Source organism: Butyrivibrio sp. Su6 (genome assembly GCF_900108105.1).
Lineage (GTDB): Bacteria > Bacillota > Clostridia > Lachnospirales > Lachnospiraceae > Butyrivibrio.
In genome coordinates, this window is the sequence record NZ_FNUR01000017.1 from 1 (window position 1) to 25,597 (window position 25,597).

General features: G+C 40.7%; 17 protein-coding genes and 1 riboswitch. Of the genes, 6 read left to right on the plus strand and 11 right to left on the minus strand.

Annotated features, from left to right (window positions below):
• Positions 1-358 precede the first annotated feature (358 nt).
• From C4S54_RS14770 to C4S54_RS14805, 8 genes are all read right to left on the minus strand, one after another.
• The gene (locus C4S54_RS14770) at positions 359-1,552 is read right to left on the minus strand and encodes a phosphoribosylaminoimidazolecarboxamide formyltransferase (protein WP_278308928.1); all 1,194 of its coding nucleotides are present in this window, start codon (positions 1,550-1,552) and stop codon (positions 359-361) included.
• Between the two features lie 95 nt (positions 1,553-1,647).
• Positions 1,648-2,355, minus strand: a complete 708-nt coding sequence (locus C4S54_RS14775; RefSeq protein ID WP_103870176.1) for an IMP cyclohydrolase — start codon at positions 2,353-2,355, stop codon at positions 1,648-1,650.
• A gap of 72 nt (positions 2,356-2,427) precedes the next feature.
• A riboswitch (ZMP/ZTP riboswitch) is annotated at positions 2,428-2,511 on the minus strand.
• A gap of 69 nt (positions 2,512-2,580) precedes the next feature.
• Positions 2,581-4,365, minus strand: coding sequence for an ABC transporter ATP-binding protein (locus tag C4S54_RS14780; RefSeq protein ID WP_103870177.1), 1,785 nt, complete (start codon positions 4,363-4,365; stop codon positions 2,581-2,583).
• Between the two features lie 45 nt (positions 4,366-4,410).
• Positions 4,411-6,165, minus strand: a complete 1,755-nt coding sequence (locus C4S54_RS14785; RefSeq protein WP_103870178.1) for an ABC transporter ATP-binding protein — start codon at positions 6,163-6,165, stop codon at positions 4,411-4,413.
• Positions 6,166-6,509: 344 nt separating this feature from the next.
• Positions 6,510-9,089, minus strand: a complete 2,580-nt coding sequence (locus tag C4S54_RS14790; RefSeq protein ID WP_103870179.1) for an ABC transporter permease — start codon at positions 9,087-9,089, stop codon at positions 6,510-6,512.
• Complete coding sequence (locus tag C4S54_RS14795) at positions 9,086-9,781, minus strand: ABC transporter ATP-binding protein (protein ID WP_103870180.1); 696 nt, start codon at positions 9,779-9,781, stop codon at positions 9,086-9,088. The genes C4S54_RS14790 and C4S54_RS14795 overlap by 4 nt, the downstream gene beginning before the upstream one ends.
• Before the next feature lie 104 nt (positions 9,782-9,885).
• Complete coding sequence (locus C4S54_RS14800; protein WP_103870217.1) at positions 9,886-10,884, minus strand: sensor histidine kinase; 999 nt, start codon at positions 10,882-10,884, stop codon at positions 9,886-9,888.
• 59 nt (positions 10,885-10,943) lie between these two features.
• Positions 10,944-11,654 carry a response regulator transcription factor gene (locus C4S54_RS14805; RefSeq protein ID WP_103870181.1) on the minus strand — a complete coding sequence of 237 codons (711 nt, stop codon included), beginning with the start codon at positions 11,652-11,654 and terminating at the stop codon, positions 10,944-10,946.
• A gap of 267 nt (positions 11,655-11,921) precedes the next feature.
• On the opposite strand from C4S54_RS14805, the gene C4S54_RS14810 reads away from it, so the two are divergent.
• The 5 genes from C4S54_RS14810 to C4S54_RS14830 all read left to right on the plus strand — a co-directional run bounded on the left by C4S54_RS14810 (position 11,922) and on the right by C4S54_RS14830 (position 17,001).
• Entirely contained in the window at positions 11,922-12,416 is a 495-nt protein-coding gene (locus C4S54_RS14810; protein ID WP_103870182.1) for a hypothetical protein, read from the plus strand.
• Positions 12,416-13,525 carry a DUF6765 family protein gene (locus C4S54_RS14815; RefSeq protein ID WP_103870183.1) on the plus strand — a complete coding sequence of 370 codons (1,110 nt, stop codon included), beginning with the start codon at positions 12,416-12,418 and terminating at the stop codon, positions 13,523-13,525. The genes C4S54_RS14810 and C4S54_RS14815 overlap by 1 nt, the downstream gene beginning before the upstream one ends.
• The gene (locus tag C4S54_RS14820; RefSeq protein WP_103870184.1) at positions 13,522-14,055 is read left to right on the plus strand and encodes a hypothetical protein; all 534 of its coding nucleotides are present in this window, start codon (positions 13,522-13,524) and stop codon (positions 14,053-14,055) included. The genes C4S54_RS14815 and C4S54_RS14820 overlap by 4 nt, the downstream gene beginning before the upstream one ends.
• Before the next feature lie 109 nt (positions 14,056-14,164).
• Positions 14,165-15,700 (plus strand): alpha-amylase family glycosyl hydrolase, encoded by a 1,536-nt coding sequence (locus C4S54_RS14825; protein ID WP_103870185.1) that lies wholly within the window; start codon positions 14,165-14,167, stop codon positions 15,698-15,700.
• Positions 15,701-15,819: 119 nt separating this feature from the next.
• Positions 15,820-17,001, plus strand: a complete 1,182-nt coding sequence (locus C4S54_RS14830) for an aldo/keto reductase (protein WP_103870186.1) — start codon at positions 15,820-15,822, stop codon at positions 16,999-17,001.
• Positions 17,002-17,098: 97 nt separating this feature from the next.
• Here the strand turns inward: C4S54_RS14830 and C4S54_RS14835 are convergent, their stop codons facing one another.
• Positions 17,099-20,047 carry a hypothetical protein gene (locus C4S54_RS14835; RefSeq protein ID WP_103870187.1) on the minus strand — a complete coding sequence of 983 codons (2,949 nt, stop codon included), beginning with the start codon at positions 20,045-20,047 and terminating at the stop codon, positions 17,099-17,101.
• Positions 20,048-20,177: 130 nt separating this feature from the next.
• Complete coding sequence (locus C4S54_RS14840) at positions 20,178-22,295, minus strand: efflux RND transporter permease subunit (protein WP_103870188.1); 2,118 nt, start codon at positions 22,293-22,295, stop codon at positions 20,178-20,180.
• Between the two features lie 251 nt (positions 22,296-22,546).
• Here C4S54_RS14840 and C4S54_RS14845 point away from each other — a divergent pair, with 251 nt between their 5' ends.
• A complete protein-coding gene (locus C4S54_RS14845; protein WP_103870189.1) occupies positions 22,547-23,152 on the plus strand; it encodes a TetR/AcrR family transcriptional regulator in 606 nt (201 codons plus the stop codon).
• A gap of 77 nt (positions 23,153-23,229) precedes the next feature.
• Here the strand turns inward: C4S54_RS14845 and feoB are convergent, their stop codons facing one another.
• Entirely contained in the window at positions 23,230-25,587 is a 2,358-nt protein-coding gene (gene feoB / locus C4S54_RS14850; RefSeq protein ID WP_103870190.1) for a ferrous iron transport protein B, read from the minus strand.
• Positions 25,588-25,597: the final 10 nt, after the last annotated feature.

Genomic DNA, 25,597 nt, shown 5'->3' on the forward strand with positions numbered 1-25,597 from the left:
CATAACAGAATGTCTAGTGATACAGTGGAACTGTTGTTGATAGGTAACGTCACGCCAATCCGAGAAGGCCGCACATATCCAAGAAAAAAGCATACCAAACGTGTAGTTCCACTAAGTTATAGAGCATAAATTTCTCCAAGAATAAATGGCACGGAAGAAGCAGGAGCAATCCTGCTTTCTTGGCGTGCCATTTGTTTTGCAAACAAGATATGAAGTTTTCTAAAACGGAGTTTTTATGCCATCCGTTATGTATTAAATGCACTTGAATACCTTAACTAAATGACATTGGGACGGTTCTTTTGACTTATTGCTTACAATAAGTCAAAAGAACCGTCCCTGTGTCTTCCCTATGTCTTCATTAATGGTGGAAAAGACGAAGTCCTGTAAAGGCCATTACCATGTCATGGCTGTTTGCTGCTTCGATAACATTGTCATCACGAACAGATCCGCCAGGCTGAGCAACATATTTTACGCCGCTCTTATATGCTCTCTCGATGTTGTCACCGAATGGGAAGAAAGCATCTGATCCAAGAGCAACATCAGTGTTCTTATCAAGCCATGCTCTCTTTTCAGCCTCTGTAAATACAGGTGGCTTCTCCTTGAAAATGTGCTCCCACTTACCATCAGCAAGAACATCCATATAATCAGCTCCGATATAGAGATCAATAGCATTGTCTCTGTCTGGACGCTTGATAGTATCAAGGAAAGGAAGATTAAGAACCTGTGGTGCCTGACGAAGGAACCAGTTATCTGCCTTGGAACCTGCAAGACGTGTGCAGTGGATACGTGACTGCTGTCCTGCTCCGATACCAATTGCCTGACCACCCTTTACATAGCAAACTGAGTTTGACTGTGTATATTTAAGTGTAATAAGAGCAATAATAAGGTCAATCTTAGCTGACTCAGGAAGCTCTTTATTGTCTGTAACAATATTTTTGAGCATTTCTTCATTGATCTCGATGAAGTTATGTCCCTGCTCAAAAGTAACTCCAAATACCTGCTTTTTCTCGATCTCTTCAGGTACATAGTTCTCATCAATCTTGATAACAGCGTAGTTACCGTTCTTTTTTGCCTTAAGGATCTCAAGGGCTTCATCTGTGTAGCCGGGAGCAATGATTCCATCTGAGACTTCTCTTTTTACAAGTCTTGCTGTATCAGCATCACAAACATCAGAAAGTGAGATAAAATCTCCAAATGAAGACATTCTGTCAGCTCCGCGGGCTCTTGCATATGCATTAGCAAGAGGGCTAAGCTCTCCAAGATCTTCTACCCAGTATATTTTCTTTTCAATATCTGTAAGAGGAGTTCCAACTGCAGCACCTGCAGGTGAAACATGCTTAAATGAAGTTGCAGCAGGAAGTCCTGTTGCTTTCTTAAGTTCTGATACAAGCTGCCATCCGTTGAGGGCATCAAGAAGGTTGATATATCCAGGTCTTCCGTTTAATACTTCGATTGGAAGGTCACTTCCGTTCTCCATATATACGCGAGAAGGCTTCTGATTAGGGTTGCATCCATATTTAAGCTGAATTTCGTTCATGAGATTCTCCTTTATACGTTCACGATTTACTATTATGTATTCTGTAAAAAACACACTATTTACATTCTTTAGTATTTAATATGAAATAATACTTTTGAGTTTTTGTATTATCATGCATTCTTATTTATAATGCGTGTCTCATACTTGCCTGTTGCAATTTCAATATATCTTGTGAAAAGAGATACCTTGTTATCTGCATTAAGTGCATTCCAAACATTATTTGTAAATGTATCAATGTCTCCTGCGATATTTACTCTTGTTGGCTCTCCTTCAAAGCTTGGAAGAGGATTTCCATCCTGCATGTATGTGTGGATGAAGTATCCTTCGCCAGCCTTTGGGTTGTCATATGTATATGTGAATCTCAGGCACTGGCTTGGATCGCCGTTATTGCTCTTTAAGATAGACATAGCAAAATCATATTTGCCGTTTTCAACATTCATAAGACCTGAAATTCTAGGTGTATAGTTAGGAGCATCAGGCTCAAACTCTCTTGTTCTGAGTGACTCTTCAAAAGTCTTTCCTTCCTTCATAAGGTCATAAACTGTATCTGTCTGGTCACCGTTAGTAACAATAGTAGAATTTCCAAGAACGCGAACAGGTGCGTAAATGATAAGGCTTGGATCTTCCATCTTGGATGGGTCAAAGGCCTGTGTTCTGATTCCCTCTCCATCTTCTACAAATACACGGTTTCTTGAGTTTTCACTTCTTCCCATAATGAAATATGCACATACTGCATACTTTCCATCCTCAGAAGTACCAATAACAATGCCTCTTCCAGGGTATGAAGTGCTTCCGATCTCTTTCTGTAAATCTGTCATATTGTCTCCTCTCTAGGGGGAATTGCTCCGGATCCGGATAAAACACAAAAGAAAAGCCTGAGCAATCCTTAACTTGATTGCCCAGGCGGTCGACTTAATATTATTATCCATACTCCCATGTGGTTACCCACTTATCCGCCAGTTGTATGGACAAGATAAACATACACTTTTTAAGTCCAAATTTCAAGATGGCATTTTGACTAAAATGCTTTTTGTAATGACTCATTAGGACGCACTAACGAACTGCGAAGCGTAGAGATTGTAGTAAGCGCCCTTCTTTGCCATAAGGCTCTCATGATCACCCCACTCAAGAATACCACCATCATCAATAAAGAATATTCTGTCTGCATTCTTTATGGTTGAAAGCCTGTGAGCCACAACAAATGATGTTCTCTTTTTCAGAAGCTCTTCAATTCCTCTCTGAACCAATATTTCCGTTTTGGTATCGATATTTGAGGTTGCTTCGTCAAGTATGAGGATCTTAGGGTCTGTCAAAAGAGTTCTCGCAAAGGCAATAAGCTGCCTCTGTCCGTTTGACAATCCTCCGCCTCTTTCTGTGATCACAGTATCATAGCCATTCTCCATCTTTTCAATGAAATCATGGGCGTGTACAGCCTTTGCTGCAGCGATCATCTCCTCATCAGTAGCATCTGTTTTTCCGTACTTGATGTTATCCCTGATAGTACCTGAAAACAGGTAATTATCCTGAGTCATGATACCAAGCTGACTTCTAAGGGACTGTATTGTCACCTTGCTGATGTCTTTGCCATCAACAAGTACTCGCCCGCTCTTGGTATTGTAGAATCTGCTGATAAGGCTCACTATCGTTGTCTTACCTGCACCGGTAGGACCAACAAGTGCTATTGTCTCACCTTTTTTAGCCTTAAAGCTTACATCTTTTAATATGTCCACATCAGGCTCATCGGGATATGCAAAGGTAACATGATCAAATTCCACATTGCCCTTGATCTCAGGCATATCCTCTGCCTCCTCGCCATTTTTCACAAGAGGCTCCATATCCATGATCTCGTAAACACGCTCTGCTGATGCAATATTTGTAATCAGCTTATTGTAGTAGTTTGCAAGATTTCTTATAGGGTTAAAAAACATACCAAGGTACAGAACGTACGCTGACAAAGTACCTATCGACTCCGCAGTAACTCCAAGCCTTGTCACAGCAAGATAATACAAAGTGGCTGTTCCCAGTCCTCCTGCAATCTCAATTGTAGGGCTGTACAGATCTGCAATGACAACTGCCCTTCTGAAGGCATGTATCACCTCATCAACAATATCTCCAAACTCCCTGTTGGCTTCATCTTCAGCGTTAAAGCTCTGTATAACTGACACTCCCTCGATTCCTTCATGAATAAAGGCTGTCATGTTAGAGTCCTTCTTTTTCCACATCTGCCATCTCTTATGAGCGAGAATCTCACAAAAATATAATCCAAAGAGAATAATCGGAACTGCTACTGCCGCTGACAGTGAAAGCACCGGGCTCTTTACGATCATTATTACCAGAATCACTATAAGGCTTACTGCTTCCGGAGCAAGAGTTGTTATAGTGCTTGAAAGGACCTCTTTTAGCGCATTTACATCACCTGTGACCCTTGCAAGGATCTTACCTGAGGGCCTTTGATCAAAAAAGTCCACTCCAAGCTCCTGAATGTGGATATAGAGCTTTCTTCTGATATTCAGGATCATGTCATTTGAAATATCTGCCATGATCCGCCTCCATACCCTGGTTGCAAAATAGCTGATTACTGCAAGTCCTATCATGATGCCGGCCATTATAAACAGGCCTCTCACATTTCCGTTTACTATCTCATCATCTATTACTTTTTCTATCAAAAGTGGATAAACCGTTGATATCGCTACTGTCAAAAGAATAAGCAGCGTAACTGCTACGATTTTCCCTCTGTACTCCAGAAGATTGGCAAAAAGTCTTTTTAGAACATCGACCTTTATGCTCTCCTTTAATTCTTCATCTTCTCTGGTGCTGTTTATAGCCATGTAAACACCTCCTTATGCCTTATCCAATGTTGCCAGGTAAAAGAATTACTGCCCTGAAGCCATAGCTCTTCTATAGTCGCCATATTGAGCTTCATATGTGCTGTAATAGAGGCCTTTTTTCGCTAAAAGTTCAGCATGTGTGCCCCTTTCTTTTACCATTCCGTTTTCCAAAACAATGATCTCATCGGCATCTTTAACTGATGAAATTCTGTGACCGATGATAATCTTACTCATATCTTTCTTATCTTTAAGTTCCTGCTGAATAGCTGCCTCAGTCTCCATATCAAGGGCTGATGTGGAATCATCAAGGATAAGAAGATCTGCTTTTTTAGCAAGGGCTCTCGCAATCGAAAGTCTCTGTTTTTGTCCGCCTGAAAGGCCAATTCCCCTCTCGCCGATAACTGCGTCATAACCATCTGTGATCTTTTCCACAAATTCCTTTGCATGGGCGCTTTTTATGGCGCGCCTTACAGTAAGGTCGTCCATTGTGTCCTTACTTCCGAGCCTCACATTTTCAGTTATGGTATCTGAGAAAAGAAATACATCCTGCGTAACGACTGATGAAAATGCTCTTATATCAGCCATTGTCATATCCTTTATGTCTTTTCCATTGATTCTGACAGCTCCTTCTGAAGTGTCATAGAACCTCTCGATAAGGTTGACTATCGTGCTCTTTCCGGCTCCGGTAGCTCCCATGATTCCAAGAGTCTTGCCCTTCTCAAGGGTAAAAGAAATATCTTTAAGGATCTTCTTTCCTTCCATCTCGAAACTCACATTGTCAAAAGCGATTTCTCCGCTTCTGCCTGCATTTTCCGTAGAAGGTATAACTTCTTCGCCGCATTCATCGGTTGGAGCGTCAGTTATTTCAGGCTTTGTAGACATAACCTTTTCAATCTTCTTATATCCCGCAAGTCCCTGAGAAACAAGCGATAACATCCACCCAAGATTCTCAATGGGCCATACAATGCTGATGGAATATGATACAAAAGCCACAAGGGTACCATATGTGATGCTGCCCTTAATAGCCGCATATCCTCCAATTGCTACCACGAAGGTTTGCATGATCTTTGGAATCATTCCAAGAAGAGGATCCGTGTCTGCAAGGTCTGTTGCAAACTTTTTGTTGGACTCTGCATATTCAAGATTCTTTTCATCAAACTTCTTAAGCTCACTGCTTTCAGCAGAAAATGCCTTTACTGTTCTTACTCCTGATATATTCTCTTCTACCACCTTGGTAAGAGCAGCATTTTTTTCGCTGATATCGTCATAGTCCTTGTTAAGCTGTTTTTCCAGATGAAGAGCTATATAAGCAAGCGGCGGCATGAATACAAGCGGAACTATACTGAGCTTCCAGTTAAGTGATACCATGCAGATGATGACTCCAAAGAAATAAATGGTCGCCTCTGTCATGAGCATACCCACAAAGCCTGTAAGATCCCAAACTGATCCGGCATCATCCTTAACTCTTGCCATAAGTTCACCGGTATTGTTTTTGTCAAAATAACCCTTGTGAAGTGAAAAGATATGCTTCATCATATCTTTTCTAAGGCCTGAAGCCACGCGACATCCTGACATGTCACACAAAAACTCTTTGACAAACTGGAAAACTGCCCTTCCAAGTCCTGCTGCCACATACAGGAGAATATCTCTCCTGAATATATCCATATTTCTTCCCACAATTACATCGTCCACCATGGAAAGAGTTATAAACGGCACGAGAATATCAACCAGGGTACTTAAGACAAGACAAATACCGCCAATTAAATATCTCCACCAGTTCCTAAAAATGTACTTTTTCATAAATATCACATCCTTTTGCGCTACGCGCTGTTGCTAAAACTAGTTGTCAAACATGAAAAAACGATAGGAAATCCCATGGAGATCCTACCGTTTTTACACCCAAGACTGGCGCCATTATCTTTGTGCATAAAAAAAGCGCGATCTCCATTTGCGGAAACCGCGCTGATAATACATATGAGTATACTTATAAAGCAAACTCCAGCGAGGTAACCACATTATTCCTATTAACTAAATTATTAAGTCTTACTCTGATAATCATTATTGTGTTTACCTCCTTTCGTATTTTTATTGACTACAATTACATTATTATGATTGACTGCACTTGTCAACAAAAAAATATTGTTTTACACAGAATCTTCTTTCAAAGCCTCTATGATGTTATCATCCTTTATCTTATTAACGCTAAGCGCCATGCTGATTCCCAATATTCCAAATACTGCAGCTATCACGATCAGATACATAAGCCAGTTCGGGTCAAATGTAAAAAGATTTGAATCAAATACGCTATACATGTAAAAACTAAGCAAAAGCGATACTGGGATTCCAAAGATAAGAGCCTTGATACCATAAAGAAGTGTCTCAAGCCTGATCATCTTTTTAAAGCCATGTTCATCAAGCCCTACTGACTTGTACATAGCAAACTCCTTTCTCCTAAGGAGCACTCCCGTTGATATGGTGTTTACTATATTTGCTATGGCAATGAGCGTCAAAAGCGCAGTGAACCCATACATTGCAGTCTTAAGCATCAAAGTGACCGTATCCATTACCATGGCTGTATCGGTCAGGTCAGAACAATAGTAATTGTGATATCCCTCACCCTCAAACATTTGGTATATTCTGTCGTAAACTTCCCTGTGATCAGTCGTTTCAACTCCCAGATCTACAACCAGTTTTTCCTCAGGAAGCACCTCTTTTGCCTTGGAAAAATACATAGATGCCGGAACATAGACAGCTATATTAGTCTTAGGAACCAGATCGTAAACCTTATTGTCAGCATCATATTTCACAAAAGCCTCTATCTCTACAGCCGGAGGATAACCCTGTGTCTTATCGTAGTGTACAGTCTGCCCCAAAATTTCATCATTAAACACTTCGCTCGGTTTCTTTTCATGGAAATAATCATTAAGCAAAACGCCTTTCAAAGCATCCTGATAATAGTCATCCCTCTCAAGTCCGTTGTCCGCAAGTATCTTATCAAACTCCTGATCATCAATTGCCAAGACAAACATTCCCACCAAGTCGAGTTCTGAGAACTCAGGTAAAAGAAACTTCGGGTCAGCAATGTCTGTATTAGCAAGTTCAGTCTTAGAATCAGGGCCTTTTTTGAAAAGGAACTGAATCATACTGACATTGTAAACATCTTCAACACCTTCCATATCTTTCAGAGCGCTTCTCAGTTTATCTTCCTCAGATAGTGAACAAGACGCTACTATCTGATATGGAATCTGGAATTCAAATTTATTAGCTCTTTCAACTGATTTGCAAAAGAAATTAATAACCAGGAACAGGATAACCGACACTGCGATAGTTACAGTAATAACCTTCCCTTTTACGCCATTTCTTTTTATATTCTTGTATGCAAGTTCTCCCTCATATCCAAAGATTCTCCTTATAAGAGGGTTTACCTTGAGCTTTCTTGCCTTGACTTTAATAACATTGTTCTGCCTGAGCGCATCTATTGGCATGACTTTTGCAGCCCTTATCGCCGGGACAAAAGTTGAGATCATTATTGTTATCGCTGCAAAAAATACAATTGCTGCCAAAACACTGATGTCACAAACTATAGGTATTCCACCACTCATTCCCTTGGCAGCAAACAGCATATCCGACTCAATGATCTTTTGGCCAAGAATATCAAGCGTTATTTTAGTTCCTATATATCCCAGCAAAAGCCCAAGAGGAATACCTATAAATCCCAGGACTAGTCCCTCATAATAAATCGAAAATCTCTTTTGCCTTGCAGTAGCACCAACGCTTGCAAGCATTCCCAGATAGCGCATTCTCTCTGTCAGTGACATTCCAATAGAATTAAAGATAAGAATAACTGATGTTGCAATTACAATTGCAAGTGCTATGCCCATCATTACAAAAAAAGATCTGTAAGTTCCGGCACTTCCTTCAAATGAAAAAACGCTCAGCAGGTACTCTGTGTTCAGGCCGTATTTTTTAATTCCATAATCTGAAACAATGCTCTTAAGCTGCTTTATTGCAGTGGTGTTGCATTTTTTCAGCTGAATGAACACCTGCGCTTTTTCAGTCTCAGGATAAAAACCCTTATCAAGGCCACGAAGTATATCCCAGTCTTTTGTTGGCATATTCCCATGAAGGATCGCTGTTACTGTACATGTCTCGGTTGAAAGCGTCTCAAACTTCTCATTTGAGCGATAATTGCCTCCCAGATAAAGAAAGCCTTCAAGCTCATCATTTATATATCTGTAGCCCTGTTCAAAAGTAAGTGAATCACCTATTTTAAGGTCTTCAAGGCCATTATCTATAAGGAACTGTTCCTCCACAGCAATTTCCGAAGAATTCTTTGGAAGAGTGCCCTCATAATCAGTTACAACCGCCATAGAGAGATAGTTTTCATCTGCATGCTGGATATTTCCCACTCTAAATCTGTACTCTTTATCATTTATGAGCCTTATTCCGCTCTGTTCTTTTTCCATCTCACAAACGCCTGCTATGGCAATTCTTTTATCCTGAGATAAAGATAAAAACTGCTCGTAGCTTACCTCGTCAAACTCGGCATGTACATTTCCGTCAGAGCGAACGGCTATGGTTCCAAAAAACTTAAAAAAAGAGAACACTCCAAGGATTATAGCGCTGATAAGTGCTGTGGATGTAGCTATCCCAAGCACAGTTACAATAGTTCTTTTCCTGTTTCCAAGAAGGTGCTTCATAGTGAGTTTTGATACAATATTCATGATGCCATCACCCCTTCTTTCTTGGAATCACGGGTAATCTGACCATCTTCAATTGTTATAACTCTGTCTGCAGAAAGAGCTATTTTCTCATCGTGAGTAATAATAACAACAGTTTGGTTATTCTCTTTATTAAACTTTCGCAAAAGAGAAATTATCTCCCTGCTGTTCTCGGAATCAAGGTTTCCTGTTGGCTCATCGGCAAGAAGCAGTGCCGGATGATTCATAAGTGCTCGTCCTATGGAAACTCTCTGCTGCTGCCCTCCTGAAAGCTGACCGGGAAGATGTGATAATCTGTCCTTAAGCCCAAGCTTTTCCACAAGATCTTTTAAAAGCTTTTTATCCGGTTTCTTACCATCAAGCAAAATGGGAAGTGTCATGTTTTCTTCAACATTCAGTATTGGAATAAGATTGTAAAACTGATATATAAGCCCAATGTTTCTTCTGCGGAAAATAGCAAGTTTTGTTTCATCAAGCTTTCCAATATCTGTTCCTGCTATGTTGACAACACCTGAGGATGGTACATCAACGCCTCCTAAAATATGCAAAAGCGTTGACTTGCCGGAGCCTGAAGGCCCTACAATCGCCACGAATTCCCCTTGCTCTATATCAAAAGAAACGTCTTTAAGGGCATCGACTCTCGTTTCTCCATTTCCATATACTTTGCAAAGGTTTCTGATTTCCAAAATATTCATTTTTCTTTTGTCTCCCTTCTCAAACAAACTCTATTTTTTATCTGAGAACAGATTAAAACTCCAGTATTACTGCCTTGTGACTATTTCATTACAAAATTGTCACATTAGATAATTGTCTTATAAAATCTCACATTGAACTTAGTTCCCTTGCCGGGGGTGCTAGCAACCAGAATATCACCATGCTGACTGTTTATGATGGTTTTCGAAAGTGCAAGTCCTATACCTACGCTGTCCTTACCGGCATTTTTTCCTTTGTAGAAGCGCTCAAATATATGAGGCAGGTCTTCCTCTGTAATTCCACAGCCGGTATCTTCTATTACTATTTCAGTAAATATATTGGTCTCATTTGTAAAAGCCTGTAGTTCCCCACCATCTTCCATATGTTCGATACAGTTTTTTACTATGTTCTGTATAGCTTCTACAGTCCAGTTCTTATCGCATTTTAGCAAAACATTCGTTATATTCGTGCTATATCTGATATTCCTTAGATCCATCTGAATCCCGAAAGGTTTTATAGCTTCCCTCATCAAGACATCTGCTCTGACCTCATCCATTTTCATCTCTATTGTCCCTGCATCAATCTTAGAGAGCTTTAGAAGTGTCTGGATAAGCCAGCTCATCCTGTCAAGCTGATTGGACTGGGTCTGCAAAAACTCCATGCGCCTTTCCATGTCATCTTCCGTTTTCAAAAGATCATTCATTACAATCATGGAAGTAAGCGGCGTTTTCAGCTGGTGGCTGATATCTGCAATAGCATTTGCGAGTGCTACTTTGTCTTTGGCCAAAAGCTCTTTCTGATACTGTAGAGTAGAGGTCGCTTTATAAATATTTGTTTTTAAAAGAGACAACTCCCCTTCTTCCTGGTCAAGGATATTGGGCGCTTCTAAGCCTGCAAGGATCTTCTCAAGATATGAACTAAGAGAAGCAATTGCTTCATATCTCTTTTTCGTGGTCATAATGAAAATCCCCGTCAACGATCCGCCCAATAAAATTGACATAATAAATGCGGGTATACCGCATAGCGCATATCCGCATATAGAAATGGCCATAGTTATAACAACCGCTATACTAACCATCATTCTGAATTCTTTGTTTTTTAGCATACCAATCCCTCTGTCTTCAAGTCTTCTAAGCTGCATTGATCAGTTGTTTTGCTACTTAACTATTTTTCTACAATATATCCCATGCCCCTTACCGTTTTTATGATCTGTGGGTTTGAAGGGTCCTTTTCTATTTTATCTCTAAGCCTTTTTATGTAAACCGTAAGAGTGTTGTCATTAACAAAGTCTCCGTTGACATCCCACATGTCTTCGAGAAGCTTTCCTCTTGTCATTACATTTCCTCTGTTATTATAAAAAGCAAGGAGCAGTCTGTATTCCAAAGCTGTAAGCTCTACCATATTTTCTTTTCCTGTAGTTTCACTAACTATGCCAACCTTGGCTTCAGAAGTATGGATACGCACATCCTGTATTTCCAGAATTCCATCATTTAGCAAAGGCCCTGCTTCTTTGTTTTTGCCGCTTCGCCTGAGAACGGTTTTTATTCTGGCCATGAGTTCACTTATTCTAAAAGGCTTACACACATAGTCATCTGCTCCCATTTCGAGTCCCATGACAACATTGACCTCTGCATCAATTGCTGTAAGGAAAATTACGGGAACATCTTCTTTTTCCTTTATAAACCTGCAGACATCATATCCGTTTCCATCCGGAAGGTTAATGTCCAATATGCACAGGTCATAGGTACCGACTTCGAAAGACTGTATGGCCTGCATCTTATTTTTTACATAAACGACCTCATAACCCTCTTTTTCCAAAGAGTACTTAAGCCCCATTCCTATAGCAACATCATCTTCAAGTAATAATAATCTCATACAAACCTCGCAAAACTTCCTCATTCCACTATCTAATCTTACCATATTAAACCAAACATCATCAGGAAATGGTATTACCTTCTTAGCTATCATTAATCCATTCTATTTATCCCTTATACATTAGCGAAAAAAACAGACCCTTAACCATTTTCACTGATTTGGGTCTGTTTTACACTTATTATTTTTTCTCATTTAATATTATTCTTTCGAAAAAAGGTATAGAATAATAATGACGAAATATTGATAATCACACGAAAGAATGATCCTATGAATGAAGATATAAAAGTTCAACAAAAAAAATATCGTACAAACATAGAAACGGGCGGAATCGCGCTTATCATATCCGGAGTCTGGGGGTTTCTAAAGTTCTTAATGTCCCTGGCGGTTGGAGCTCAAACCCTAATGTCCATACTCGATATTTCCAGGGAAGAATATGAACATCTAAGGGTTTTTATTATCAGCTTCATTTTTATCTCATTTGGAGCCATCCTTTTTTTCCACTTTATCGTAGGTTTAAGTGCCATCAGATATGCCCATGAAAAAAGCTCCAAAACCCGTTTCTTAATATGGACAATTCTATTGCTTATAATCAACTTCGTTTGTTTACCTCTATATTTTTATCCGACAGAAGATTCCGTAGAAGATTCAACAATCGTATCGTTTTTCGTTGATCTGACTTTATGTATATGTCTTTTTGACCTTAACGCTTCAACGATCAAATTGAAAAAACTGCTAAAAAATATAGAAAGGTCCGGAAAATAATGCAGGAAGATTTTCATTACTATGCCACATACTGCGCGGCTTTCCTTGCAGGTTTCTCCCACGAAGAAAGCCTTGATATATGTTATAGTGCCCAACTGGTTGATCTGTGCTCCGCCACTTTTCTTACAAAGATAGGTGCCCCACAGATTGCTGCCACAACTCAGCTTCAGCTTGAAATGATGGAAGCAAGGACAGACCTTTTAGGCCTGCAGAATATCACAAGGATCTGGGCATCATTTCATTTTTTACCCAAAGATCTCTATGCACAAAAGGAAAAACGCAATAGACGCTACATGAACAAATACCGGCTAATATGCGGTCCTAACGGGGATTTGGTCGTAGATACTGTCAAAAATGCAAAAGATACTTCCCTTCAGCACATTGGTATAGCCATGCATGTTCTTGCAGACACCTGGGCTCACATGTACTTTGCAGGAACACCTTCTCAGGTCATCAACAATACTGACCGCGACTTCTTTGAAATACTCACTGAAAATGGCTCTACTATAGAAAAAAGGATTACCTTCAGGCACAGCCCTTCAACACCTGATGATCTTGAGAAATGCCTCTACACCAACACTCTCCATCAGGGCAATGAGAATTCTGTAATGAACCTCGGACACGGGCGCGCAGGGCATTTCCCCGATTATTCTTTTGCCAGATACAGGTATTACCCTTCCTGGAATGAATACAGGGACGTATACAAAGACAATCCGAAGGACTACATGAACGCATTTCTTCAGATGGTAACTGCAATGAAGTACCTTGGCGGTAAGATCGATAATTTCGAAAAAGAAGTCTATGACCCCGAAGTCCATGAAAAGTATGGGGACAGGACCATGGAAATCCTTGAAAAAAGGCAGCTAAACGCATGTGAAGACTGGAAAAAATTTGGTGAAGAACTGTCCGGAGAAGAGATTCCCGCCTTCGACCTTGCAAAGTACCAGGGCGAATATATAAAGGCCAATAAAGATGCGAAAAATAACACATTCATAGGACGTTTTATAAACGGTGCATTATCTCAAAAAACAATGGTCTCAAACAAGATCTATCAGTCAAAAAATATGCTTGCAGGCTTTTCACGTTTTGAAACGAGGAACAAGTTATGACCTATATGCAGAAATTCAGTGCTATACTTCGTGGGCTTATCACCCTCATCATTGCAGCAGTAATGCTGATTGTTGGGAGTGATTCCTACGTTTTTGTCTTATTGTTTTTAACCTTAAGTCTTTCTATCTCAGGTTTAAAAACTCTCATATACTACTTCACAATGGCAAAATACATGGTTGGTGGCAGACTTGTGCTGTATAAGGGGGTCATCCTAGTTGACTTTGCCTTCCTCACATTTTCTTTTGCCGATATTCCAAAAGTATACATACTTATCTACCTTGCTCTAGTCCACGCTTTTCAGGGGCTTGTCGAGATTCTGCGAGCCAAGGAAGCCCATCTGTATGGCGCAAAAAGCTGGTGGAAAAACCTTGCCCACGGACTTGTAAGCATTGCTTTGGCTGTGTGCTGCATCATTTTCGTAAGAAATCAGAGCACTGCAGTCATCATCTACAGTCTTGGCCTTATGTACACTGCTATCACTTACATTGCCGCAGGATTTAAGAAGACCACATTAGTATATATTCAGTAGTAATTATTTCTGCGCTCCAATTTACAAAGATATAGTGTTTATGTATAATGGAAACGTTACCGGAACTTGAATATATTTTAATCTATAACAATTATTGGAGGGTTACAAAATGCCAAACTGGTTAAAAGATGCTGTTTTTTATGAGATATATCCTCAGACCTTTAAAGATACCAACGGAGATGGTATCGGAGACTTTCAGGGTATAATTGAAAAGCTCGACTATGTGAAAGCCCTTGGATGCAATGCTCTTTGGATCAATCCCTGCTATGATTCACCATTCAAAGATGCTGGCTATGATGTAAGAGACTACAAAAAAGTTGCTCCCCGCTACGGAACTAACGAGGATCTGTACAGATTGTTTGAGGTAGCTCATGAAAAGGGAATTCATGTGCTGCTTGATCTCGTCCCAGGTCATACATCTGAAGAGCATGAATGGTTTCAGGAGAGCAAAAAAGCTACTGACAACGAATACACCAACCGCTATGTCTGGACTCATCACTGGATCCAGGGAATTGCCGGTCACCCATACATTGGCGGCGAAGCTGACAGAAATGGCTGTTACATGCTCAATTTCTTCAAATGTCAGCCTGCTCTTAACTATGGTTTCCTCAACAGAACAGAGGACTGGCAGCTTCCACCTGATCATCCCGACTGTATAGCCACAAGAGAAGCCATGAAAGACGTCATGCGCTTTTGGCTTGACCACGGATGCGACGGCTTTAGAGTTGATATGGCCGATTCTCTGGTAAAAGATGATGATGAGAACAAATCCGCTACAGGCGCCGTTTGGAAAAATATAAGGCAGATGCTGGATGAAGAATACCCAGAAGCTGCAATCATCTCAGAGTGGTCCAATCCACGTCAGGCTCTCAAGTACGGTTTCCACGCTGACTTCTACCTTGATCATCACGGAAATGGTTACAATACGCTTCTTCGCGACTATGAAACAGAAGGCGGTGACCACAGCTTCCTTAAAAAGGACGGAAGCGGCGATATCATGCGCTTTTTAAATGATTATCTGCCAAAATATGACGATACAAAAAATGATGGCTACATCAGTTTCATCACTTGCAACCACGACACCCCTCGTCCACGCAGAACTCTTGATATGGACGAACTTAAGATTGCTTACGCGATGTTTCTGACTCTTCCCGGCGTTCCTTTTATCTACTACGGCGACGAAATAGGAATGAGATATCTTGATGTTCCAACCAAGGAAGGCGGCTATACCAGAACCGGTACCAGAACTCCAATGCAGTGGGATAACAGCAAAAATCACGGCTTCTCAGATGCTGATGCCTCAATGCTTTATTTACCGGTAGACACAGATGCGGATGCTCCAACTGTTGCTGATCAGCTTGGCGTTAAAAATTCTCTCCTTAATACAGTAAAAGAGCTCACTTCTCTTCGTCACAAGTACGAAGACCTTCAGGCTGACGGCTCTTTTGAAGTAGTATATGCTGAAGCAGAGTCCTTCCCCTTCGTATATAAGAGAGGTAAGTTGACTATTGCTATTAATCCATCAGACAAAAAAGCCTACGTGAAGCTTCCTTCCAAAGGCGAGTGTATCTATTCTATCGGGGACGTCTCTCTTAATGACTATGAGCTTAAGATGGCTCCTCAGTCTTTTGTAGTAATGCAGTAAACTACTATTACGAAAACCACGACTCCAATATTGAAAATTATACTGAAATATGTTATATTTTACTCAATTAAATTGTTAACTCTTTATTGCGGTTATCAATTGTTAAAGGGAGATTTTTTATGGAGTACAGGAAAAATAAAAAAGGGGAACCAATTTCAATTTTAGGCTATGGTTGCATGCGTTTTACAAGTGGGCCTACAGGAATCGACATCGATAAGGCTGAAAAAGAGATCATGACTGCTTTTGAATCTGGTGTAAACTATTTCGATACAGCTTATGTTTACCCCGGAAGTGAAGCTGCTCTTGGTGAGATACTTGAGCGCAACCATATCAGAGAAAAAGTAAATATTGCAACAAAGCTTCCTCAATATCTCGTCGGAAGCAGAAATGCTCTAGACAGGTATTTTAACGAAGAGCTCAAAAGGCTTCGCACCGACTATGTGGATTACTACCTCATGCACCACATGACAGCCAGCAATCAATGGGATAAACTGGTCGGTCTTGGCGTAAAAGAATGGATTGAGGAAAAGAAAAAGAGCGGCCAGATCAGAAATATTGGCTTCTCCTATCACGGAAACACTGAAGATTTCATTGAGATTCTTGATGCTTATGATTGGGATTTCTGTCAGATTCAGTACAATTACATGGACGAACACTCACAGGCAGGTGTTAAAGGTCTTAAACATGCTGCAGAAAAGAACATTCCTGTTGTGATAATGGAACCCCTTCGTGGTGGAAAGCTTGTTAATCTTCTTCCACAGAAGGCAAAAGCTCTTATTGCCACAAGCCCCAGTGGATATTCACCTGCAGAATATGGTCTTCGCTGGCTTTGGAATCAGCCTGAAGTAACCTGCGTTCTTTCAGGAATGAATTCAATAGAGATGGTACAGGAAAACTGCCGAATAGCTTACGACGCAAAAGCAGGCTCTTTTACCAAGGATGACTTTGAAGTAATTGAGAAGGTAAAAGCTATCATCTCAGAGTCAGAACTTGTAGGCTGCACAGGCTGTAGATACTGCATGCCATGTCCAAAAGGAGTAGACATTCCGGCACTATTCAGGGTTTACAATATGACTGCACTTGAAAGCAAATCTGCCGCAAGGTTCGAGTATGCACAGACTGTTGGCCTGAAAAAAGATCCAGCCTTCGCCACTCAGTGCATCAGCTGCGGAAAATGCGAGCAGCACTGCCCTCAGAGCATTCCTATCAGAGAAAAAATAAGGGAAGCAGATAAAGTACTTCGTCCACTTCCATATAAGATCGGTATTAATGTTGTTCGAGCTTTCATGCTGAGAAAGTAAATACTGATGATGTAGATTATAAAGAGGATTCTTGATAAGCATATTGCTTACACAAGAATCCTCTTTATAGTCTTTGACTATTCTTAAATATCAATTATTAGAGAGACTTAATTGCATCTGTCTTGATGATAAATTTAACGCTGCTGTCAACGTCCTCACTTGCACCGCCAAATGATGTGTAGCTCTCGCCTGCCTCTTTGATTGCTGTCATTCTGTCAGCAAACTCTGTAAGGTCTCCATCGAATGCTTCGTAGAGCTTCTTGATACCTTCTTCATCAAGCTTGATAACACCATCAAGGAGTTCCTGAACACCATCATCAAGTTTGATAGCACCATCGTTGAGTTCACCTACACCATCATTGAGCTTGATTGCGCCATCGTTAAGTTTACCAGCGCCATCATCAAGCTGTCTTGCACCATCGTTTAGCTGATATGCGCCATCCTTAAGCTGATATGCACCATCATTTAGCTGTGATGCGCCATCTACAAGTTTTCCATTATTTTCAACAAGTTGGCTTGTGCCATCCTTCAACTGTGATGCACCAGATGAAAGCTCTCCCAGTCCGGAGTCAAGTGCACTTACTCCATTATAAATTGTAGTAGCGCCTGCAGCAAATTCTGCTGTTCCACTTGCTAATACACTTGTTCCATCCAATAAAGCCTGTACCTTTGCATTATTTCGTAAGTCTGCACTTCCACTTAATTTTTTCTCAATCAGATCAATAGTTGCAATTGCTGATTCTGCAGCCCCATGAAGCTGATTATATGCTGAAATTACATATATTCCCTGTGGTAAGGACTCATCAAGCTTAGATGCACTGTCATTAAGCTTAGCAGAAATACCTTTAAGCTGTGTTGCAGTCTCAGTCATTTGTGTCTGCATATTTTGGCTTAATACTGTTATTTTGCCTTGAAGTTCCTGATTGGATTTTTCTAAGTCAGCGTTTGCACTCGTCAATTCATCTATTTTCTTACTCAGCTCTTCAATTTGTTTTTCTGAATCGCTATCTGTTGAGCCATTCGTAGCATTTAGCATCGTAGTCAGATCCACATTAGAGTTACCTGTAGCAACCTTTGAAGCACCAAGGTAATTTGTTAGCTCTTCATTGTCTTCCTCTTCACCTTCTACTGTAATTGTAGTAGTACCACCAGTTGCTGCATCTATTGATTCCTCTTCCTTGTCATCAACTTCATTTTCATCAACTACCTTTTCTTCTGTGTCATTCTCATCCTCTTCTTCATCATCTGTATCATCATCATCTAATGGATTTGTAAGTTCATCAAAATCAGCTGTTACAAATAGTATTGCGTCATTTGTTTCCATTGTCACACTGTTTGTTTCTGTCTGCACTTCTGATGTATCACTTGTATTTGCGGCATCTGTTGATACATTTTCCTGAGACTGTGCAGCACCTGCTGCAGCCTGCTTTTGAGCGGCAGCTTTTAATCCCTCATCTATCTGGTTCGCTGCATCTTTTAATTGTGTAGAAATTCCAAATAACTGTTCTTCTGCTGCTTTCTTGCCTGATACTATCTGTGTTGCTTTATAAACATCTGTGACTTCACCTTTTGAAATAGTACTAAACCCAGCTGCAACCTGATCATTCCACGTTGTCTTACCATCAAGGAAATCAAGTGCTGCCTGAATCTGTGCCTTTTGAGTCTCCATTTCTACTACACTAGCCTTCATAGTACCGTTCACTGTATCAATCAATGTATTGACACCATCATTAACCTGTCCTGCTCCTGCAGCAATCTTATTGGCATTTCCAACAAAATCTTTTGCTTTCATACCATTGACAAGCTGATCAGCACCGCTCTTTGCTGCTCCAGCTCCATCTGCGATTTTGCCAGCACCATCGTTTATCTTGCTTGCGCCATCTGTATAAGCAACTATTCCATCTTTAAGACTACCTGTTCCATCATATAATGAACCTGTTCCGTCATAAAGCTTGCTTGTTCCATCATACAGCTTGCCAGTTCCGTCCTTCAGGTCCTTTGTACCATCTTTGAGTTCCTTAGTTCCATCGTAGAGCTTTGTAACGCCGTCGCGAAGATCTGATGTGCCATCCTTAAGCTCCTTGCTGCCATCAACAAGCTTTGTTGAGCCATCATTAAGCTCGCTCATATCATCCTTGAGGTCATCGAGCTTATCTGAATCAGATAGATCAGTTAAACCAAAGTCTGAGAGGATATCTGAGCTTGCCATTGTGATCGTCATGCCAAGTTCGAAATCTGTTGTATCAGCAGTTACTTCAAAATGATTTGTGAGTTTCTCATCAAGATCACCGTTTTCGTTAAGTTCTTCCCACTTCTCATCATCAATATCAAGAGATTCTTTAAGGCCGGGAACTGCAACGCCCATTACTACGTAGTTGCCGCCGTCTGAAATAACCTTACCGTTTGAGATCTCTACGTTTGAGAACTTGTCTGAATCAAGCATCATACCTGAAACCATTGCAAATGGTGTATAAACTTCAATCTCTTTGCCATTAACTTCTACAGTCTGTTTCTCTTTATTTTCATAGTCGAAACGGATTGTTACTCTGCCGCTCTTTCCTGCAAGCTCTTCAGGAGAAATCTCTTTTCCGTCAAGAGTATATGTTATCTTCATATCAACAGGAAGCTCTTTGTCTGTAGTTCCCTGGTAGTAAATATCCGCACCTGAAGCATTCCAGGTAAGTGTTCCGTCACCGTTATCTGTGAAAGTTTCCGAACCCTTTACATTTACGATATCTTTAAGTTCTGTAGTATCTGACATCTCGCTTGATGCATCTGCATTCTTGAGCCACTCGCTAACGATGACATCGTTTACTGCACCATTGGCATCTGTCTTAACATATACTGTTTCAACCTTGCCGGCCTCTGACTCACTTGAAGCAACAGCTGAATTTGTTACCATGCTCTCTTCAATCTCTGACTCAGCCTGTGTCTCAACTGCTGCAGTCTCATCTGTAACTGTATTTGCTCCGCATGCTACTGACATCATAGCAAGCATTGCTGCCATTATAACTGAAAATGATTTCATTAAACTTTTTCTGATCATGACTAATTTCTCCTCTTTATTATTATTTTAAATCCCAGCTAATGGGATTCTCACTAGGCTCGTAAAAACCTCGCCAAGTGTTCACCCATGGCTCGCACTAGCTTCGTAAATACCTCAGCAAGTGCTCTGCTCATGCCACGTGATGAATAAAATCCCCAAAATGGTGGTGCTCATGGTGAACAGCCTCAACATCCTTCATACCGAAGGTTGTCTTAACAATCACCCAGTCGAAGAGCATGTACATTGCAGGCAGTACCAAAAGAACTGTGAACATACTGATGATTGCTCCTCTTGCCATCAGGTTACAGAGTGAACCGATCATATCGATACTTGAAATAAGTCCAACTCCGAATGTTGCTGCAAAGAATGAAAGAGCACTTACAATTACTGATTTCATACTTGTTGAAAGAGCTATCAAAGTTGCCTCTTTCTTGTCATGTCCGTCCTTTCTCTCATTGAGGTATCTTGTTGTCATAAGGATCGCATAGTCAACTGTTGCTCCCAGCTGAATAGTTCCGATTACGACTGATGAGATGAAAGGAATTGTTGTCTTTGTATAGAATGGAAGTCCCATGTTAACAAAGATAGCAAACTCAATTACCGCAACCAGGATAAATGGAAGTGATACAGACTTAAGTACGAAAGCAATGATCAAAAATACAAGTCCGATTGAAACAGTGTTAACTACGTTGAAATCATGATTTGTAATATTGATCAGATCCTTTGTACAAGGCGCCTCACCAACTACCATAGCCTTTGGATCATAGCTCTTAACAATCTTATCAACCTGATTGATCTGAGCATTTATTTCATCAGAAGCTATCTTGTAATCAGTTGTCAAAAGAACCATCTTCCACTCGTCGCTCTCGAGCTTATCAAAGGCATCCTCAGGAATGAACTCTCTTGGAAGTGCAGGTCCTATAAGTGAATCTGTGCTTAATACAGCAAGGATACCGTCGGTATTTTTCAGTTCTTTTATCATCTGGTTCATGGATGCTGAATCCAGGTTCTTATCAACAAGAAGCATGTACGCTGAATTCATCTCAAACTTCTCATCAACTTCGTTGGCACCCTGAACACTCTCAAGGCTGTCTGGCAAAGTCTGTGTCAGGTCATAATAAACACTTGTGTGATTATTTCCGTAAATTGCCGGATACAAAAGAACAAGAAATATAGCAAGGAAAGCAAGGTAATGCTTTGCAATAAACTTTGGAATTCTGTTAAACTCCGGCATCAAAGGCTTATGCTTTGTCTTTTCAATGAGGTTGTCAAAAACAAGGATCATACTTGGAAGGATTGTTACGCATCCGATAACACCAAATACAACGCCCTTAGCCATTACAATTCCCAGGTCAAGTCCAAGTGTAAAGCTCATGAACATAAGTGCTATAAAACCTGCAACTGTCGTTATTGAGCTTCCAAGAACTGATGTGAAGGTCGCTGAAATAGCGTTTGCCATTGCATCCTTTTTGTCATCATTTCTTTCAAGCTCTTCCTGATAGCTGTGCCACAGGAATATTGAATAGTCAAGTGTAACTCCCAGCTGAAGTACTGCGCTCAGTGACTGGGTGATAAAAGAAATCTCTCCTTTAAAGACGTTGGTACCCATGTTGTAAACGATTGCCATTCCAATACTTAAAAGGAAGAAAAGAGGTATCAGATAGGAATCCATTGTCAGTGAAAGAACTATCACTGCAAGAAGTACTGCGATTCCTACATATATAGGTGTCTCTTTTTCTGCCATGTTCTTGGTATCTGTTACGATGGCGCTCATGCCGCTCATGAAGCACTGCTTGTCGGAAATCTTTCTGATGTCCTCAATGGCCTGCATTGTTCCATCTGATGATGTTCCTTCATCAAATACAACGAACATCATTGTGGCGTCTTCGCTATTGAAAGCATCGTAGACTTCTGTCGGAAGCATCTCCATTGGAACTGACAGATCCATTACGGAGTCGTACCAGATTACATCTGCAACGTGGTCCACATTTTCGATTTTTGATTTAAGATTCGCAACATCTTTTTCCTCCATGCCCTCAGCTACATATAGGACAAAAGAGCCTGTGCCAAACTGGTCAAGCAGGATATCCTGACCCTTCATGGTCTCGATATCCTTCGGTAAATAAGTAAGGATATCGTAATTGACTCTTGTGTTAAAATAGCCGATCGCGGACGGAACTAGAAGTGCTATTGCCGCTATCAGTATAACATATCTTAGCTTTACAATTAAATGTGAAAGCTTATTCATAACAAACTGCCTCCCTTTTTATTGATTCATTTTTATTTCAAGCGGAACCATTTTTTATGAAATAGTTTATTGACCGCTAGTCATTTTTTATATATTATGGTATAACATGAATATGACCAACGGTCAATATTTTTTCAATAAAATTTTTATTAAGTGATCCGTTGCCTGTCAGAAGAGGCTTTTTTAGCGAATTTACGCAGATTGCAGCATAAGATGTCATATGTTAGAATTAGTGAAACGAGGATATAAAAATGGGAAAAGCAGCAGATAATAAGAAATTAAAAATGGAAAATCTTCTCAATACTTCCTTTGAACTTTTCACTTCACAGGGAATAAACAAGACTTCCATTTCAGATATCGTTAATAAGGCAGGAGTTGCCAAGGGAACCTTCTATCTTTATTTCAAAGATAAATATGATATAAGGAACAGACTCATCGCCCACAAATCAAGTCAGCTTTTTATGAAAGCCTATGATGCTCTCGGAGATGCCGGAATCGAAGGCTTCGAAGACAGACTTATTTTTATTATGGATTATGTTTTGGATGAGCTTGAAGCCAACAAGGGGCTTCTTGCTTTCATATATAAAGACCTTTCCTGGGCGGTGTTCAAAAAAGCTCTCACTTCACCTACTCACAGTGAGGACGTTGACTTTGGCGAAGTTTACAGGAAAATGATTGAAGAGTCCGAGCTTGAATTCCAAGACCCGGAAGTAATGCTCTTTCTTATAATAGAGCTCGTTGGTTCAACCGGCTACAGCTCCATTATGTATAATGATCCTGTATCCCTTAATGACCTTAAGCCACATCTTGAAAAAACTGTTAGAAATATCATAGAAACTCATACCGTAAAACATTAAAAAACTTCCCGCAGGGACCAGTCCCTGTGGGAAGTTTTTAGTTACTTATTGAACTCAGAGGGACTCCAATGTAATGATCACATTCCTATAAGCATTCCTGCATAATACACAATAAATGCTGCGATCCACGCAACTACGCACTGCCACAGAATAACGACAACAGCCCATCGTCTTCCCATCTCTCTGCCAATGGCCGCAACAGCCGCTACACACGGTGTATAAACAAGTGAAAAGACAAGGAGGCTCACTGCAGAGAGAGTGCTTATAGCAGCAGAAACGCCGCCAGCTTCGTCAAACAAAACTTCCAAAACTGATACCACGCTCTCTTTTGCCATGAAACCACTTATGAGAGATGTGCATATTCTGAAATCTCCAAGGCCAATTGGTTTAAAGATAGGAACCAGAATTCCGGCAATTGCTGCAAGCATGCTGTCCTTGGTGCTGGCCACAAGTTCCAGATGGAAATCAAAGCTCTTGAAAAACCACACAACTATTGAAGCCAGCATAATAACTGAAAAGGCCCTCTGAATGAAATCTTTTGACTTTTCCCACATCAGCTGCATTACACTTCTGGCACTAGGCATGCGGTAGTTTGGAAGCTCCATAACAAATGGGACTGCTTCACCCTTAAACAGAGTCTTTTTATATACCAATGAAACAATTATTCCCAGCATGATTCCCAGAAAATACAGCGCCGTGATAACAAGCCAACCCTTATCAGGGAAAAATGCTGCCACAAAAAAGGCATAAATAGGAAGCTTGGCGGTACAACTCATAAATGGAGTAAGAAGGATCGTCATTTTCCTGTCTCTGTCACTAGGAAGAGTCCTGGTCGCCATCACAGCTGGAACCGTACATCCAAAGCCGATCAAAAGCGGAACGATACTTCTTCCGGAAAGTCCTATTTTCCTAAGGAGCTGGTCCATAAAGAATGCAACTCTTGCAATATATCCACTGTCTTCAAGAAGTGATAAGAACAAGAATATTGTAACGATTATAGGCAAAAAGCTAAGGACACTTCCCACGCCTTCAAAAATACCATCAACCACGAGACTGTGAATAGCTGCATTAACTCCTGCCTGCGTCATGGCATTGTCTACAAGGCCCGTCAATGCGCTAACTCCCGTTTCGATAAGTCCCTGCAAAAAAGCTCCGATCACATTAAAGGTCAAAAAGAAAATAGATGCCATTACGAGAATAAACACCGGAATAGCAGTAAATCTGCCGGTAAGAACTCTGTCTATCTTCTGGCTTCTGATCTGTTCCTTGCTCTCATGAGGTTTTACAAGGCATTCATCACATATCTTGTGGATAAAAGCAAATCTCATATCTGCGATGGCTGCTGCCCTGTCAAGGCCTCTTTCTGCCTCCATCTGCTTTGTAATATGTTCAAGTGTCTCTTTTTCATTATCATCGAGACTTAGCTTATCAATTATGAGCTGATCTCCCTCGATTGCCTTATTGGCCGCAAATCTCAATGGGAGCTCTGCTGTCTTAGCGTGATCCTGTATAAGATGCATAACTGCGTGGATGCATCTGTGAACAGCGCCGCCATTATCATTTTCATCACAAAAATCCTGGCGTCCCGGTCTCTCCTGATAGTGGGCTATATGCATGGCATGGCGCACCAGCTCATCTATTCCTTCATTCTTGGCTGCAGAAATAGGAACAACAGGAACTCCCAGCATGCTCTCCATAAGGTTGATATCAACCGTTCCACCATTGCCCCTAAGTTCATCCATCATGTTAAGGGCAATCACGACAGGGATGTTCATTTCAAGAAGCTGCATAGTCAGATACAGATTTCTCTCCATGTTTGTGGCATCCACAATGTTGATGATGGCCTCAGGCTCTTCCTCAAGCACAAAGTTCCTGCTGACAAGCTCTTCACTGGAATATGGCGACATGGAATATATTCCGGGAAGGTCCGTTATCATCGTATTTTTTTGTCCGAGTATTGAACCATCCTTGCGGTCCACAGTAACTCCGGGGAAATTACCAACGTGCTGATTTGCACCTGTCAGTTGATTGAAAAGAGTCGTCTTACCACAGTTCTGGTTACCTACAAGAGCAAATGTCAAAAGAGCTGTATCCGGCAAAGGATTGCCGCTTCCCTTTGGATGATATTTGCCTTCTTCACCAAGTCCAGGGTGTTCGATCTTTTTAGAATTCTTTTTTGACTGCCCTGCTTTACCAGGCTCTTTTGCCTCAGATAGCTTAGTCACCTGAATTTTCTCAGCATCAGCAAGACGAAGTGTGAGCTCATACCCATGAATCCTAAGTTCCATAGGATCACCTAAAGGCGCAAGCTTAACAAGTGTAACTTCCGCCCCTGGTATAACTCCCATATCCAGAAAATGTTGGCGAAGAGCTCCCTCTCCGCCAACAATGTCAATTCGTGCACTTTCACCAATAAGTAAATCTTTTATTGTCACTTCAATTTCT

Excerpts from the sequence above, each read along its gene's own strand:
- C4S54_RS14775 (WP_103870176.1), bottom strand. The coding sequence starts at position 2,355 with ATGACAGATTTACAGAAAGAGATCGGAAGCACTTCATACCCTGGAAGA.
- C4S54_RS14780 (WP_103870177.1), bottom strand. The coding sequence starts at position 4,365 with ATGGCTATAAACAGCACCAGAGAAGATGAAGAATTAAAGGAGAGCATA.
- C4S54_RS14785 (WP_103870178.1), bottom strand. The coding sequence starts at position 6,165 with ATGAAAAAGTACATTTTTAGGAACTGGTGGAGATATTTAATTGGCGGT.
- C4S54_RS14790 (WP_103870179.1), bottom strand. The coding sequence starts at position 9,089 with ATGAATATTGTATCAAAACTCACTATGAAGCACCTTCTTGGAAACAGG.
- C4S54_RS14795 (WP_103870180.1), bottom strand. The coding sequence starts at position 9,781 with ATGAATATTTTGGAAATCAGAAACCTTTGCAAAGTATATGGAAATGGA.
- C4S54_RS14800 (WP_103870217.1), bottom strand. The coding sequence starts at position 10,884 with ATGCTAAAAAACAAAGAATTCAGAATGATGGTTAGTATAGCGGTTGTT.
- C4S54_RS14805 (WP_103870181.1), bottom strand. The coding sequence starts at position 11,654 with ATGAGATTATTATTACTTGAAGATGATGTTGCTATAGGAATGGGGCTT.
- C4S54_RS14810 (WP_103870182.1), top strand. The coding sequence starts at position 11,922 with ATGAATGAAGATATAAAAGTTCAACAAAAAAAATATCGTACAAACATA.
- C4S54_RS14815 (WP_103870183.1), top strand. The coding sequence starts at position 12,416 with ATGCAGGAAGATTTTCATTACTATGCCACATACTGCGCGGCTTTCCTT.
- C4S54_RS14820 (WP_103870184.1), top strand. The coding sequence starts at position 13,522 with ATGACCTATATGCAGAAATTCAGTGCTATACTTCGTGGGCTTATCACC.
- C4S54_RS14825 (WP_103870185.1), top strand. The coding sequence starts at position 14,165 with ATGCCAAACTGGTTAAAAGATGCTGTTTTTTATGAGATATATCCTCAG.
- C4S54_RS14830 (WP_103870186.1), top strand. The coding sequence starts at position 15,820 with ATGGAGTACAGGAAAAATAAAAAAGGGGAACCAATTTCAATTTTAGGC.
- C4S54_RS14835 (WP_103870187.1), bottom strand. The coding sequence starts at position 20,047 with ATGATCAGAAAAAGTTTAATGAAATCATTTTCAGTTATAATGGCAGCA.
- C4S54_RS14840 (WP_103870188.1), bottom strand. The coding sequence starts at position 22,295 with ATGAATAAGCTTTCACATTTAATTGTAAAGCTAAGATATGTTATACTG.
- C4S54_RS14845 (WP_103870189.1), top strand. The coding sequence starts at position 22,547 with ATGGGAAAAGCAGCAGATAATAAGAAATTAAAAATGGAAAATCTTCTC.